Here is a 13,811-nt window from a genome sequence, read left to right as displayed (position 1 = left end):
TCCCCGATGAAATCCGACCGTCTGCTCTCGATCCTGTTGCTGCTCCAGACGCGGGGCCGGGTGTCGGCCGCCGAGCTCGCCAAACGGCTGGAGGTGTCCGTTCGTACGATCTACCGCGATGTCGAGGCGTTGTCGGCGTCCGGGGTGCCCGTGTACGCGGAGCGGGGCCGGTACGGCGGGATCGCGTTGCTGCCCGGGTTCCGGACGGACGTCACGGGGCTGACCGGTGACGAGTCCCGGGCGCTGTTCGTCCTGGCGGCGCAGGGGACGCATGCCGCGCTCGGGCTGGACGGCGCGCTCGGTTCGGCGCTGCGCAAGGTGATGGCCGCGCTGCCCGCTCCGCACCGTCCCGCCGCGGAGCTCACCAGCCGCCGCATCCTGGTCGATCCGGACCGCTGGATGTCCGGTCCCCGTCCGCCCGTAGAGCTGGACGCGCTGCACACCGCCGTCTTCACGGACCGGCGGCTGCGCATCCGCTACCGGCACGCGGGCGACTCCCGCCCGAGCACGTACACGGTCGATCCGTACGGGCTCGTCGCCAAGGCCGGGACCTGGTACCTCGTCGCGGACCGGCGCGGGGTGCCCCGGCTGTTCCGGGTGGAGCGGATGGCCTCGGCCACCGTCACCGACGCCCCGGTACGGCGCCGGGAGGGCGTGGAGCTGGCCGACGTGTGGGACACCCTGCGCAGCCGGGTGGAGGACCGGCCCGCCCGGGTGCGGGTACGGGCGCGGATACGGCACAGCCGACTGGACATGGCCGCGCGGATCCTGGGCGGGGCGCTGGTGTCCGGGGGGCCGGACGGGACGGGGGGAGCGGAAGAGACGGGCGAGGCGGAAGAGACGGGCAGGGTGGAAGGCACGGAGAGGGCGAAGGGGACGAGGGAGGTGGAAGGAAAGACGGAGCAGTCGGAGGGGACGGAAGGAACGGAGAAGAAGGCAGAGGGGATGGAAGGGGACGGCGGTGCCGGCCCCTGGGTGCCGGTCGAGATCGTGTTCGCGGAGTTGAAGGCCGTTCGGCAGTTGCTCCAGTTCGGGGAGTCGCTGGAAGTGCTGGGGCCGCCTGAAGTGCGCGACGAGCTGGGCCGTGCCGTCGCGTCTCTCCTGTCGCTCTACGGTGCCCATGCCACAGCGGCCCCCGTCTCACCGGCTGGACTCTCCTCGGAGCGCCGTCCGCCCACAGATTAGGCTGACCTACGTGGCTGATATCCAGATCCCCGCTGACATCAAGCCCGCCGACGGACGCTTCGGCGCGGGCCCGTCCAAAGTGCGTACGGAGGCGCTCGACGCCCTGGCCGCCACCGGAAGCTCCCTCCTCGGTACCTCCCACCGCCAGGCCCCGGTCAAGAACCTGGTCGGCGCGGTGCGCGAAGGCGTGCGCGACCTGTTCAAGCTGCCCGAGGGGTACGAGGTCGTCCTCGGCAACGGCGGGTCGACGGCCTTCTGGGACATCGCGACGCACGGTCTGATCGAGCGCAAGTCCCAGCACCTGTCGTTCGGCGAGTTCTCCTCCAAGTTCGCCAAGGCCGCCAAGCTCGCGCCCTGGCTGGAGGAGCCCACCGTCATCGCCTCCGACCCGGGCACCCACCCGGAGCCGCGGGCCGAGCAGGGCGTGGACGTCTACGCCTTCACCCACAACGAGACCTCCACCGGTGTCGCCGCGCCCATCCGGCGGGTGGCGGGCGCCGACGAGGGCGCGCTGGTCCTGGTGGACGCCACCTCCGGCGCCGGCGGCCTGCCCGTGGACATCGCGCAGACCGACGTCTACTACTTCGCGCCGCAGAAGTCCTTCGCCGCCGACGGCGGCCTGTGGATCGGCGTCTTCTCCCCCGCCGCCCTGGAGCGCGCGCGGGCCGTGCACGCCTCCGGCCGGCACGTCCCGGAGTTCTTCTCGCTGCCCACGGCGATCGACAACTCGCTGAAGAACCAGACGTACAACACCCCGGCACTGGCCACCCTCTTCCTGCTGAACGAGCAGCTCAAGTGGATCAACGGCCAGGGCGGCCTGGACTGGGCCGTGGAGCGCACCGCGTCCTCCGCGCGCACGCTGTACGGGTGGGCCGAGGACTCCAAGTACGCGTCCCCGTTCGTCGCCGACCCGGCCAAGCGGTCGCAGGTCATCGGCACCATCGACTTCGACGACGAGGTGGACGCGGCGGCCGTCGCCAAGGCGCTGCGCGCCAACGGCATCGTGGACACCGAGCCGTACCGCAAGCTGGGCCGCAACCAGCTCCGGATCGCGATGTTCCCGGCGATCGACCCGGCGGACGTCGAGGCGCTGACCGCCTGCGTGGATTACGTGATCGACAAGCTCTGAGCCCGGCCCGATCCCGATACGGCACACGGGCCACGGCGGACATCGCGCGCCCCCGGCCCCCGATCACGCGGGGCCGGGGTCGCGCGCGTCATGGGGCACCCCGGTGCCTCAGTGGCTCAGCCGCTGGTAGCGCCGGACCGCCAGGGGCAGGAAGACGGCCGTGAGGGCGAGCGGCCACAGGATCGCCATCAGGACGGCGTGCTGTTCCACCCAGCTGTCGCCGGTGGTGACCGGGCCGGCGAACAGTTCGCGGATGGCGTTGGCCGTCGACGAGACCGGGTTCCACATCGCGATCGCGCCCAGCCAGTCCGGCATCATCGACGGCGGCGTGAAGACGCTGGAGATCATCCCGAAGGGGAAGGCCACCGCGAACAGGCCGCCCGCCGCCTCCTGGTTGGGCACCAGCAGGCCGAGGAAGACGCCGATCCACGTCAGCGCGAAGCGCAACAGCATCAGCAGGCCGAAGGCGCCGAGTGTGGCGAGCATGCTGCCGTGGGGGCGCCAGCCGACGCAGTAGGCGATCACGACCAGCACCGCCAGGTCCATGACGGCGCCGATCACGTCGGCGACCCCGCGCCCGCTGACCACCGCCGACGGCGCCATCGGCATGGAGCGGAAGCGGTCCATGACGCCCTTTTCCTTGCCGACGACCATGAGCACCGCGGTGTTCATGAAGCTGAAGGCGATGGTCATCGCGAACATGCCGGGCATGGCGTAGTCCTTGTAGTCCACACCCGGCCCCACCTGCATGGCGCTGCCGAAGACGTAGACGAACAGGAGGACGGAGACCACCGGGAAGCCGAGCTGCCAGGCGATGTTGGCCGGCTGCTTGACGAGGTGGGTCAGCTCGCGCCGCACGATGGTCCAGCAGTCGACGACGGCCCAGTAGGCGCGGCGCTCGGGCCCGGTGGCGAGGTCCTTGGGCTCGGGGTCGGACAGGGTGAGCGTGTCCGGGCCGGCCGCCAGGGGGGCGGGGCTGGTCATGCGACGGGTTCCTTTCCGTTCGGGGTGGCGGTGGCGGTGGCATTGCCGTGCGGCGGCGCGGTCGTCCGCCCCGGGGACTGGGGAGGCCGCGAGCCCTGCGGGGTCGTCGTGACAGGGGCCGCGGGTCCGGCGTCGCGGGAGGCCGTACGGGCCGCCGGGGCGGCACCGTCGCCGCGGGGCGGCTTCCCGGCGTCCGCCTCGCCCGCCGCGTCGGACTCGCCCGCCTCACCCGCCGTGTCCGCCGCGCCCGCCGCGTCCCCCGGCCGCTCCTGCGCCCGGTGCCCGGTCAGCCGCAGGAAGACCTCGTCCAGGGTCGGGCGGCGCAGGCCGATGTCCGCGACGCCCAGCCCCTCGTCCTGGAGGGTGCGGGCCACCTCGGTCAGCGCGGCCACGCCGTCCGTGACCGGGACGCCGATCCGTCGCTCGTCCTCGTCCACCGCCGGTTCCGCACCGTCCGCCGCCACCCGGGCGACCACGGCCCGCGCCCGCGGCAGGTCGGCCGCCGTGCGCAGGACGACTTCGACGCTGTCCCCGCCGATGTCGCGTTTGAGGCCGTCCGGCGTGTCGTCGGCGATCGTCCGGCCGCTGTCGATGACGGAGATCCGGTCGGCCAGCTGGTCCGCCTCGTCCAGGTACTGGGTGGTGAGCAGCACCGTGGTCCCCGAGGCGACGAGGGTGCGGACCGACTCCCAGACCTCGTTGCGGCTGCGCGGGTCGAGGCCGGTGGTCGGTTCGTCCAGGAACAGCACGTCGGGCGCGAGGATCATGCTGGAGGCCAGGTCCAGCCGCCGCCGCATGCCGCCGCTGTAGGCCTTGACCTGCTTGTCCGCCGCGTCGGTCAGGGCGAACCGGGCCAGCAGCTCCGTCGCGCGGGCGCGGGCGCGCCGCGCGTCGAGGTGGAAGAGCCGGCCGAACATCTCCAGGTTCTGCCGGCCGGTGAGGATCTCGTCCACGGCGGCGTACTGGCCCGCCAGGCCGATGCGGCGGCGCACCGCGCGCGGTGCGCGGGTCACGTCGTGGCCGGCGACCCGGGCGCGTCCGCCGTCCAGCCGCAGCAGGGTGGCCAGGATGCGGACGACGGTGGTCTTCCCGGCGCCGTTCGGTCCGAGCAGGCCGTGCACGGTGCCGGGGTGGACGGTCAGGTGGAGGCCGTCCAGGGCGTGTTTGGTTCCGTAACGCTTCACCAAGTCCTCGGCGTGTACCGCGAGTTCGGGCGTCTTCATAGGCTCCCCTTCCAAACTGGGTACACCGTACCCTAAAGCGCGTACGACGTACCCAGTTTTTTGGCACCGCTTAGGATGCGGGGATCATGACGACGGAACACAGTGGCGACGGCGATGTGTCGCGCAGCCTGGAGCTCCTCTGGGGCACCGGCGACCGGCCCAGCCGGGGGCCGAAGCCCGGCCTGACCCTGCACCGGATCGTCACCGCGGCGGTGGCGGTCGCCGACACCGAAGGGATCGGCGCCCTGTCCATGCGCCGGGTCGCCGCGGAACTGGGCGTCGGCACGATGTCCCTGTACCGGTACGTCCCCGGCAAGGCCGAGCTGCTGGACCTGATGCTCGACGAGGTCGTGGGGATCGACTACGGCCCCCGCCCCGACCCCGGCGCGGCGGGTTGGCGCGCCGTCCTGGAAACCACCGCACGCGGGATCTGGCGGCTCCACCAGCTCCACCCGTGGCTCCTCCAGGTCGATCAGGCGCGTCCGCTGCTGGGGCCCAACGCGCTGGACAGCCTGGAGTTCACCCTCGGGGGCCTGGCCGGGACCGGCCTGACCGACCAGGAGAAGGTGCACGTCCTGGTGGCCCTGGACGGCTTCGTCACCGGCACCGCGCGCACCCAGCTCAACTCCGCCCGCGCCGAACAGCGCACCGGCATCAGCGACGAGGACTTCTGGAAGGCCCAGGAGCCGATCCTGTCCGAGGTCATGGCGAGCGGCCGGTACCCCCGGATGGCCGCCCTCTCCGAGGACGCCTTCGCCGGGAGCAGCGAGGAGGTCTTCGAACTGGGCCTGCGCAGCCTTCTGGACGGGTTCGCCCGCTTCATCGAGGAACGGGGCAGGCAGCTCGGCGAGGGCCGGGGGGAAGGCGCGGCCGATCTCGGCGCCCCGGCCGAGGAGGGTGAGCGGACGGGAGATCTCGGCGAGGAGCGTGAGCGGACGGGAGGCCTCTGTCAGGAGCGCGAGCGGACCGGGAAGCCCGCCGAGGAGCCTGACGGGAAGCCCGCCCAGAAGCCGGACGTGAAGGAGAGCTGAACGAGGCTCCCCGCACGGCGCCGCTCACCCTAGGGTGGGGCTCCCACCCTGGAGAGACCTCGTCAGCGCTCCCCCTCACCCCCGCCGCAGCACCTTCCGTACCGCCATCCCCACCAGGACGGCCCCCGCCGCGGCCAGCACCGCCCACAGGGCCGGGCCGCGCAGGCCGTCCCCGTCCCCCGCGTCCTTGCCCTGCGCGCCGCTCGGGCCGGTCGTCGCGCCGCCGTCCTTCCCCGCGTTCCCGTCCTTCGCCGCGTTCTCCGGGAGCTGCTCCCCCTTGGGCTCCACCGGCTGCACCCTGCTGCCCTCGCCCTCCGACCCGTACAGCAGCGTCCGGCCGTCCGGCGTGAAGGTGACCGACTCGCCCTGGATCTGCAACGGCACGTCCACCTGGCCGAGGTCCCGCGCCGTCTCGTCCGACCATCGGTACATCCGGGCGCCGAAGTAGCCGCGCAGCACCAGCCGCGTCCCGTCCGGCGAGAAGGCCCCGTCGGTGACCCACAGGTCGACGTCGCGCACCTTGCGGAAGACGATGCCGCCGCCGTCCGGAGAAAGGTGCGCCGGTCCCTCGTACAGCGCGCCGCCGGTCTTCTTCTTGCTGGCGATGTAGACCCGCCCCGTCTTGGGGTGCACCATCAGCGCCTCCGCGTCGCGCGGGCCGTCGGCGTAGGTGGCGGTGTACTGGGTGGCCCGGACGGTCTGGTCGCGCAGGTCGGCCGGTTCGCGGAAGCGGTAGATCCAGACGTTCTTCCAGGTGCCGCCGAGGTTGTCGCCGATGTCGCCGACGTACACGTCGCCGTCGGGGCCGACGGAGATCGCCTCCACGTCACGCGGCGCGCCTATGCCGCCCAGGGTGATGGTGGCCACCGTCCGTCCGGTGCGGCCGTCCACGGCGTAGACGTACGGGCCGTCGTCGCTGTCGTTGTGGGTCCAGTAGACGCCGGGGTGGGCGCGGCTGGCGGCCAGGCCGCTGGACTCGGTGATCCGGGGGTCCTCGATCGTGAAGCCCGCGTCGTCGGCGGCAGCGGCGGACGACGCGGGGGCGGCCAACGCGGGGGCGGCGGCCGGCAGCAGCAGGACTCCCGCGGCACCGGCCGCGCACAGTAGCGATCGCATGCGCCAAGCCTGCCATCCGGGGGACGGCGGGTTGGCGGGACGGGAGGACGGAGGCGGAGGGACGGGGGGACAGAGGGAGCGGCGGAGGGGAGCCGACCGGCGCACACGCTCACGACGGGCGCCCAGGCCCCCGTACCGGCCGGTAACGCCCGTCCGTCATCATGTCCGCATGCGGATCCTCTTCGTCGGCGACAGCATGACCATCGGCAGCGCCGGCGACTTCACCTGGCGTTATCGCATGTGGTCGCACCTGAACCGGACCTACGGCGGCCCGTACCGGATCGTCGGCCCGCGCGACGCCCTGTACGCGCCGCACGCGGACGCCGCCGTCTCGTACGACTACGCCGACGCCGCCTTCCCCGAGGCGGCCCGCCGGCACCTCGCCGGGTGGGGAGAGGGCTGGTTGCACATGGCACCGCTGATCGGCGACGCGGTGCGCGAGCACCGGGCCGACACGCTGCTGGTCTCCCTCGGCCTCATCGACCTGGGCTTCTACACCAACGCCGAGCAGACCGCCGAGAACGTCCGCCGCTTCGTCACGGCGGCCAGGGAGGGCAACGCCCGCGTCCGCGCCGTCCTGATGCCGGTGATCCCCAACATACGGGCGTGGACGGACGAGCCCTTCGGCGCCGAATGCGCGCGGTTCAACGAACTCCTCGCCAAGACCGTCGCCGATCTCGACACCGCGTCCTCCCCGCTGCTGCTCGCGTCCCCTCCCCCGGACTACGACCTGGACCGGGACACGTACGACGGCACCCACCCCTCGCCCTCGGGGGAGCACCGGATCGCGGCGGCGTTCGCGGACGCCCTGCACCAGGGGTGGGGGGTCGGCGGGCCGTACCTGCCCGCGGAGTCGGGTGCACTCGCCTGATCAGGCAGGATACGGCGTATCGTCCGGGCACATGGCTCGTACCCGGCCTGCTCGGCGCCACCCGCACGGGCCGGTGCGCGGGCCCTATCGGACCCGATGCCGAACCATGGCAGGGAGACCCACAGACAGGGGTGAGTTCCGTGCAGACCGATCCCGACCACGGCGACGACTTCCTGCACGGTGGCGGATACCGCCGGGCGTCCGAGGACCGGATGAACGAGCAGGCGGAAGTCGCGCGGGAGCTGACCGCCACCATGCGGGGCGTGCCGCCCGAGCAGGTCCCGGCGCGGCTGTGCGCGGCCTGCCCCCGGCTGCTGCCGGTTTCCGGGGCGTCGATCTCCGTCGTCTCCGGCGGTGACGTACGAATAACCCTGTGCGCCACCGACAACGTCGCGGCAGAACTGGCCGAGCTCCAGTACACGCTCGGCGAGGGGCCCTGCCTCCAGGCCGGAGCGCTGGCCGCCCCGGTGTTCGCCCCGGACCTCCTCGGCGGCCCGGACCCGCAGCGGTGGCCCATGTTCGCCCGGCAGGCCGTGCAGAAGGGCGTCGAGGCGGTGTTCTCCATGCCGCTCGGCACCGCCACCACGGCCCTGGGCACGCTGGACCTCTACAGCACCAAGACCGGGGCCCTGAGCGCGGCCAAGGTGCGGACCGCGTTGATGATCGCGGACGCCGTCACCCTCGTCGTCCTCGGCATGAACCACGACCAGCCCGTGGGACCGGACGAGACCGCCCGGTGGCTGGAAACCGCGGAGGCCGGCCACGAGGAGGTGCACCAGGCGGTCGGGATGGTCATGGTGCAGCTCGACCTGAGCGCCGAGGACGCCCTGGCCAGGATCCGGGCGCGCGCCTTCGCGCTCGGGAGGACCGCGACCGAGATCGCCCGGGACATCATCGACCGGAGAATCGCCTTTCACGACAGTGACTCAGGTCTGGGAACAGGAGACTGACATGGGTCGGGAACAGCAGCTCACCGAGGCGTTCGTCCAGCTGGCGGACACCCTCGCGGACGACTTCGATCCGCTCGGGCTCTTCCACCGCCTCGTCAGCCATTGCGTGACCCTGCTCGACACCGACGCGGCCGGCGTCCTGATGGCCGACGGACGGGGGCGGTTGCGCACCATGGGTGTCTCCTCCGACGAGGCCGCCCTCATGGAGCTGCTGCAGTTGCACGCCGGTGTCGGGCCGTGCGTCGACTGCTACCACGCCGGTCACCGCGTCGACGTCGACGACCTGACACGGGAGCGGGACCGCTGGCCGGGGCTGGCGCCCTTCGCCCTCGACGCGGGCTTCCGGGCGGTGCACGCCCTGCCGCTGCGGCTGCACGAGCGGACGATCGGCACGCTGGGCCTCTTCCGCACCCGGCCGGGACCGCTGGCCCCTGAGGACGAGCGGCTCGCCCAGGCGCTCGCCGACGTCGCCGCGCTGGCCCTGCTGCACTGGTCGAGCGAGCCCACCCGGCCCGAGGACATCCTGACCCGCACGCAGAGCGCCATCGCGGTCAAGGGCACGCTCGACATCGCCAAGGGCATGATCGCCGAGTACGCGCGGGTCCCGGTCGCGGAGGCCGGGGTGATCCTGCGGCACTACGCCCAGAGCCATCACGTCCGGTTGGCCGACGTCGCCGAGGGGCTCGTCCAGCGGACCCTGCGCCTGGAGGCCGTGGTGGGGCGATCCGGGGACGCGCGAACCGGGGACCTTCGATCCGGAGACGGGCGGCGCGGGGGGTCCGAGCGGGGGCGCGGCTGAGCGGGTGACCGGTTCGGGGGTGACGGTTCGGGGCGACTGCTTTCGGGCTGGGGCGGGAGCCCGCGCGGTGGTCCGTCCGGTGCTCCGCGCGCTGTCCGTACGATCCTGGTTCGCGCCGTACGATCCTGGTTCGCGCCGTACGACCCCGATTGGCTCCGTACGACCCCGGCTCGCACCCTCCGCACGGCCCCGGTCGGCTCCGTGCGGACGCGTCAGCGCAGGGCCGCCGCCACGATCACGACGACGAGCAGCAGGGCGAAAAGGCCGGACATGATCCGGTTCCGGGTTTTGGGGTCCACGTCATCGAGCGTAACCGGACGCCTCAGCGTCCCAGCGGCCAGCCCGCCACCGTCTCGTAGCGGGGACGGGCCCCGGGCGCCCCGCCGGGCGGCAGGTTGCTGCGGACGAGCACCAGCTCCGCCACCGTCCACTCCGCGCTCCGGAACCCGGCCAGCTCCGCCACGAACGGCTTCAGGTCCACCGCGCCCGTCCGGCTCCGGGCGAGGGTGAGGTGCGGGGTGTACGAGACGTGCTGGTCCATCGCCACCCCGGCCCGGCGCGCACCGGCCGCCACCGAGCCGGCGAGCCCGCGCATGGCCGCCCGATCGCCCTCGGCCCCGGCCCACAGCACCCGGTCGGAGAACCGGCCGCCGCCCGCGAGCCGCAGCGGGTAGGGCGGGTGCCGGCGGGCGGCCCGGGCCAGCCGCTCGCGGAGGCCGGGCAGCACGTCGTCCGGGACCTCGCCGAAGAACGCGAGCGTGAAGTGCCAGCCGTCCTGCCCGGTCCAGCGCAGGTCGTCCGCGCCGGGCAGCCGGCGGAGCCGGGTCACCGCCCCGGCCAGCTCCGCCGCGCACGCGTCGGGCGGGAGGACGGCCGCGAAGAGTCTCATGCGATCAGTCTGCCGCGCTCTTCGATCACCGGAAAGGCATCGGAAAGGCACCGGAGGTCTGCCTGACGGCACTTCCCGATCTCTTTCCATCAGCGTCCACCCGAACGTGAACTTCCGCTTTGGCCTGCGCAGACAAGCCGCAAACATAACCGCATGGCCACCAGGATGCTCAGCGTGCGCATAGACAGCGAGACTCTCGAATCGGTCAAGGCACGGGCCGCCGAGCGCGGGATGACGATGCAGGAGTTCGTCGTCACGACCCTGCGGAGAACGGAGTTCGAGGACCGCTTCCAGCAGGCGTTCGCCCAGACGCTGGCGCTGTACGGCGGGGTGCTCGCGGACGCGGCGGACGGCGCGTCGACGGACGGCACGTCGACGGACGGCACACCGCCGGATGGCGCACCGCCGGATGGCGCACCGCCGGGCGGCTCGCCATCGGACGCGCCTCCGGACGCCCCGGACGGGAGGTCCGCCCTCACATGACCGTCCACCACATCGACGCCCGGCAGCTCCTGTGGGCCGCCAGACGGCTGCCCGGTGCGCCGGGCGTGCACGACCACGGCGCGCTGATCGCGGCGGCCCACCGCACGACGGCCGAGGTGTTCCGGAACGAGGTCTACGACTCCGCACCGCTCAAGGCCGCCGCGCTCCTCCAGACCCTCGTGCTGCTCCGCCCGCTGGAGCACGGCAACAGGATGCTCGGGTTCGGCGCCGCCCGGGCCTTCCTGGCGGCGAACGGCCTGCACATCCGGCCCCGGCCGGACGAGCTGCGCGCGCTGCTCGCCTCCGTGGAGCCGGGCGCCGCGGGGGTACGGGCCGTCGCCGAACGGCTCACGCGGTGGGCCCGGCCCGAGGCCCCTTGAGGGGCGCGGGGCTGAGGGGCGGTTCGAGCAGATAGCAGGTGCCCCGGCCATCGGTGCTGTCCGACGGCCGGGGCATCAGCGTGTCCGGGGCCATCAGCGGCCCGCGAGGACCGGGGTTCCCAGGAACGGGGTTCCTATGGGGGCCGGGCCCCGCCCTCACGCCGCCGCCGCGAGCCGTTCCTCCGTGGCGTTCCGGGACGCGTCCTGGGACACCTTGGGGACGAAGGCCACGTGCGGCTGCCCCCGCCGCAGGTCGATCTTCAGGCGCAGGCCGCCGACCCGGGCCAGCATCAGGCCGACCCCGGCCGCGGCGGCCATGGAGACCACACCGCCCGCCAGGAAGCCGACCCGGGCCCCGTACGCGTCGGTGATCCAGCCGACCAGCGGGGCGCCCAGCGGCGTACCGCCCATGAAGACCATCATGAACAGGCTCATCACCCGGCCGCGCATCGCCGGGTCGGTCGCCATCTGCACGCTCGAATTCGCCGTGACGTTGATCGTCAGGCCGAACATGCCGATCAGCACGAGCAGGAGGGCGAACAGCCAGAACGACGGCGACATCGCGGCGACGATCTCCAGGGCGCCGAACAGCAGCGCCGAGCCCACCAGCAGCCGCAGCCGCGAGTTGCCGCGCCGGGCCGCGAGCAGCGCGCCCGCCAGCGAACCCACCGCCATGAGGGTGTTGAGCAGCGCGTACGTACCGGCGTCGGCGTGGAAGATCTGGTCCGAGAAGGCGGTCAGCCAGACGGGGAAGTTGAACCCGAAGGTGCCGATGAAGCCCACCAGCACGATCGGCCAGATCAGGTCCGGCCGGCCCGCCACGTAGCGCAGGCCCTCCCGCAGCTGGCCCTTGCCGCGCGGCACCCGCTCGACCTTGTGCAGTTCGCTCGTCCGCATCATCAGCAGTCCGGCGAGGGGCGCGACGAAGGACAGGCCGTTGAGGAGGAAGGCCCATCCGCTGCCCACCGCCGTGATCAGCACGCCGGCGACGGCCGGGCCGACGAGGCGGGCGGACTGGAAGTTGGCGGAGTTCAGGCTGACGGCGTTGCGCAGGTCGTCGGGGCCGACCATCTCGACGACGAACGCCTGCCGCGCCGGGTTGTCCACCACCGTGATCAGGCCGAGCACGAACGCCATCGCGTAGACGTGCCACACCTGGACGTGTCCGGACAGCGTGACGGCGGCCAGGAACAGGCCGGTCAGGCCCATCGCCGCCTGCGTGAACAGCAGCAGCTTGCGCTTGGAGACCCGGTCGGCGATCACACCGCCGTACAGGCCGAACAGCAGCATCGGGAGGAACTGGAGCGCCGTGGTGATGCCGACGGCGGCCGAGGAACCGGTGAGGGAGAGCACCAGCCAGTCCTGGGCGACCCGCTGCATCCAGGTGCCGGTGTTGGAGAGCACCTGGCCGGTGGCGAACAGGCGGTAGTTGCGGATCCTGAGGGAGCTGAAGGTGCCGGTGCCGCGCTTGCGGGGGGCCGGGGTGGCGGCGGGGCCGCCGTCGGGGGTGGGACGGCCCTGGGCCGTCCGGCGTATGTCGTCCTCGGAGGCGGTACCGGAGCCCTCGTCCGGGGTGGTGCGGGACGCGGTCTCGCCGTCACCGTCGCCCGGGGAGGCGTGCGAGCCCTCGTCCGAGGCGGTGTGCGAGGCCTCGCCGGAGGTGGCGTGCGGTGCGCCAAAGGAGCGCTCGGTCCCGGCGGTGGGGGCGGGGCGGGGCGCGGGCAGGGCGCTCGGGAGGTTCGGGGTGCGTGGGGCACCGTGGGCGGGGGTGTCGTAGGGGTTCGGTGCGGGGGCGGAGTCTGCTCCGGTTCCCGTACTCAAAGTGGGTTCGCCTCCTCGGCGCTCGGGCGCTATAGCTGTGCGAGTTTCTCCAGGACGGGGGCGGCGGTCCGCAGCACGGCCCACTCCTCCTCGTCCAGCCCGGCGGCCAGCTCGGCCAGCCAGGCGTTGCGCTTGCGACGGCTCTCTTCGAGCATCGCCTCGGCTTCCTCGGTCTGGGTGACGACCTTCTGCCGGCGGTCCTCGGGGTGCGGCTCCAGCCGGACGAGTCCCTTGGCCTCCAGCATCGCCACGATGCGGGTCATCGACGGCGGCTGGACGTGCTCCTTGCGGGCCAGCTCGCTCGGGGTGGCGCGACCGCACCGGGCCAGGGTGCCGAGCACCGCCATTTCGGTGGGGGTCAGCGACTCGTCGACCCGTTGGTGCTTGAGTCGGCGGGACAGGCGCATCACGGCGGCCCGCAGGGCGTTCACCGCGGCGTCGTCGTCACGGCTGGACAGTTCCGGCATGTTCGTTAGCATAACTCATTACCTTTTCTAAAGACAGCCAATACCGACACGTTCGCCTCACCCGTACGGGTGAGGACGCAGGGAAAATCGGCCCACCTGGCTGCCTTGCGGGGGGAGCGTGGTCCTCATGGGATCGGAAGTGCTCAGCCTGCGCGTGGACGGGGAGTTGCTGGAGCGCCTGCGGCAGCACGCCGCCAAACGCGGAATGAGCGTCCAGGACTACGTGGTCCGGACGCTCATCCGCGATGACTTCGACCAGCGCTTCAAGACGTCGGTCGACGAGACGGAGCGCTTCTACACGACTCCGCCCCTGTGAAGCTGCCGTCGTTCTCGCTCTCGTTCTCGCTCTCGTTCTCGTTCTCGTTCTCGTTCTTGTCGTGCGTTTTGCCCGTTTCGCCTTTCACTGCCGTCCGGCTTTCACTGCCGTCCGGCATCGGAAGCGGCCCGCGCCGTTCGCCCGCGCGGGCCGCTTCCGTGCTGTTC

The 13,811-nt window shown here is 72.6% G+C and carries 14 protein-coding genes and 1 pseudogene; 9 read left to right on the top strand and 6 right to left on the bottom strand.

Going from position 1 to position 13,811, the window contains the following annotated elements:
• Nucleotides 1-6 precede the first annotated feature (6 nt).
• Both ABZX96_RS04120 and serC read left to right on the top strand, forming a co-directional pair.
• The gene (locus ABZX96_RS04120) at nucleotides 7-1,185 is read left to right on the top strand and encodes a WYL domain-containing protein (RefSeq protein ID WP_355537484.1); all 1,179 of its coding nucleotides are present in this window, start codon (nucleotides 7-9) and stop codon (nucleotides 1,183-1,185) included.
• 10 nt (nucleotides 1,186-1,195) lie between these two features.
• A complete protein-coding gene (serC, locus tag ABZX96_RS04115) occupies nucleotides 1,196-2,314 on the top strand; it encodes a phosphoserine transaminase (RefSeq protein ID WP_355537481.1) in 1,119 nt (372 codons plus the stop codon).
• A gap of 108 nt (nucleotides 2,315-2,422) precedes the next feature.
• Here the strand turns inward: serC and ABZX96_RS04110 are convergent, their stop codons facing one another.
• Nucleotides 2,423-3,298, bottom strand: a complete 876-nt coding sequence (locus ABZX96_RS04110) for an ABC transporter permease (RefSeq protein WP_355537478.1) — start codon at nucleotides 3,296-3,298, stop codon at nucleotides 2,423-2,425.
• Nucleotides 3,299-3,573: 275 nt separating this feature from the next.
• A pseudogene (locus ABZX96_RS04105) lies at nucleotides 3,574-4,521 on the bottom strand (ATP-binding cassette domain-containing protein); the annotation flags it as partial.
• Between the two features lie 86 nt (nucleotides 4,522-4,607).
• Here ABZX96_RS04105 and ABZX96_RS04100 point away from each other — a divergent pair.
• Nucleotides 4,608-5,552: a TetR/AcrR family transcriptional regulator gene (locus ABZX96_RS04100; protein ID WP_355537475.1), complete on the top strand. Its 945-nt coding sequence runs from the start codon at nucleotides 4,608-4,610 to the stop codon at nucleotides 5,550-5,552.
• 75 nt (nucleotides 5,553-5,627) lie between these two features.
• Here the strand turns inward: ABZX96_RS04100 and ABZX96_RS04095 are convergent, their stop codons facing one another.
• Nucleotides 5,628-6,668, bottom strand: a complete 1,041-nt coding sequence (locus ABZX96_RS04095; RefSeq protein ID WP_355537472.1) for a hypothetical protein — start codon at nucleotides 6,666-6,668, stop codon at nucleotides 5,628-5,630.
• Between the two features lie 169 nt (nucleotides 6,669-6,837).
• Between ABZX96_RS04095 and ABZX96_RS04090 the strand changes: the two genes are divergently transcribed.
• The 3 genes from ABZX96_RS04090 (at nucleotide 6,838) to ABZX96_RS04080 (ending at nucleotide 9,288) form a co-directional block, all read left to right on the top strand.
• The gene (locus ABZX96_RS04090) at nucleotides 6,838-7,539 is read left to right on the top strand and encodes a GDSL-type esterase/lipase family protein (RefSeq protein ID WP_355537469.1); all 702 of its coding nucleotides are present in this window, start codon (nucleotides 6,838-6,840) and stop codon (nucleotides 7,537-7,539) included.
• 131 nt (nucleotides 7,540-7,670) lie between these two features.
• On the top strand, nucleotides 7,671-8,489 hold the full coding sequence (locus ABZX96_RS04085; protein WP_355537466.1) for a GAF and ANTAR domain-containing protein: 819 nt from the start codon (nucleotides 7,671-7,673) through the stop codon (nucleotides 8,487-8,489).
• A gap of 1 nt (nucleotide 8,490) precedes the next feature.
• Entirely contained in the window at nucleotides 8,491-9,288 is a 798-nt protein-coding gene (locus ABZX96_RS04080) for a GAF and ANTAR domain-containing protein (RefSeq protein WP_355537463.1), read from the top strand.
• Nucleotides 9,289-9,610: 322 nt separating this feature from the next.
• Here the strand turns inward: ABZX96_RS04080 and thpR are convergent, their stop codons facing one another.
• Entirely contained in the window at nucleotides 9,611-10,177 is a 567-nt protein-coding gene (gene thpR, locus ABZX96_RS04075; RefSeq protein WP_355537460.1) for an RNA 2',3'-cyclic phosphodiesterase, read from the bottom strand.
• A 153-nt stretch (nucleotides 10,178-10,330) separates the two neighbouring features.
• On the opposite strand from thpR, the gene ABZX96_RS04070 reads away from it, so the two are divergent.
• Entirely contained in the window at nucleotides 10,331-10,660 is a 330-nt protein-coding gene (locus tag ABZX96_RS04070; RefSeq protein WP_355537457.1) for a hypothetical protein, read from the top strand.
• On the top strand, nucleotides 10,657-11,040 hold the full coding sequence (locus ABZX96_RS04065) for a fic family toxin-antitoxin system, toxin component (protein ID WP_355537454.1): 384 nt from the start codon (nucleotides 10,657-10,659) through the stop codon (nucleotides 11,038-11,040). The genes ABZX96_RS04070 and ABZX96_RS04065 overlap by 4 nt, the downstream gene beginning before the upstream one ends.
• A gap of 156 nt (nucleotides 11,041-11,196) precedes the next feature.
• Here the strand turns inward: ABZX96_RS04065 and ABZX96_RS04060 are convergent, their stop codons facing one another.
• A complete protein-coding gene (locus tag ABZX96_RS04060; protein ID WP_355537451.1) occupies nucleotides 11,197-12,861 on the bottom strand; it encodes an MFS transporter in 1,665 nt (554 codons plus the stop codon).
• Nucleotides 12,862-12,890: 29 nt separating this feature from the next.
• A complete protein-coding gene (locus ABZX96_RS04055; RefSeq protein ID WP_355537448.1) occupies nucleotides 12,891-13,328 on the bottom strand; it encodes a MarR family transcriptional regulator in 438 nt (145 codons plus the stop codon).
• A gap of 127 nt (nucleotides 13,329-13,455) precedes the next feature.
• Between ABZX96_RS04055 and ABZX96_RS04050 the strand changes: the two genes are divergently transcribed.
• Nucleotides 13,456-13,644, top strand: a complete 189-nt coding sequence (locus ABZX96_RS04050) for a ribbon-helix-helix protein, CopG family (protein ID WP_355537445.1) — start codon at nucleotides 13,456-13,458, stop codon at nucleotides 13,642-13,644.
• Nucleotides 13,645-13,811 lie beyond the last annotated feature (167 nt).

Origin of the sequence: Streptomyces sp. NPDC003077 (genome assembly GCF_040611095.1) — a bacterium.
Lineage (GTDB): Bacteria > Actinomycetota > Actinomycetes > Streptomycetales > Streptomycetaceae > Streptomyces.
The sequence above is the reverse complement of the archived record's forward strand: the minus strand, read 5'-3'. Positions and strand labels throughout refer to the sequence as shown.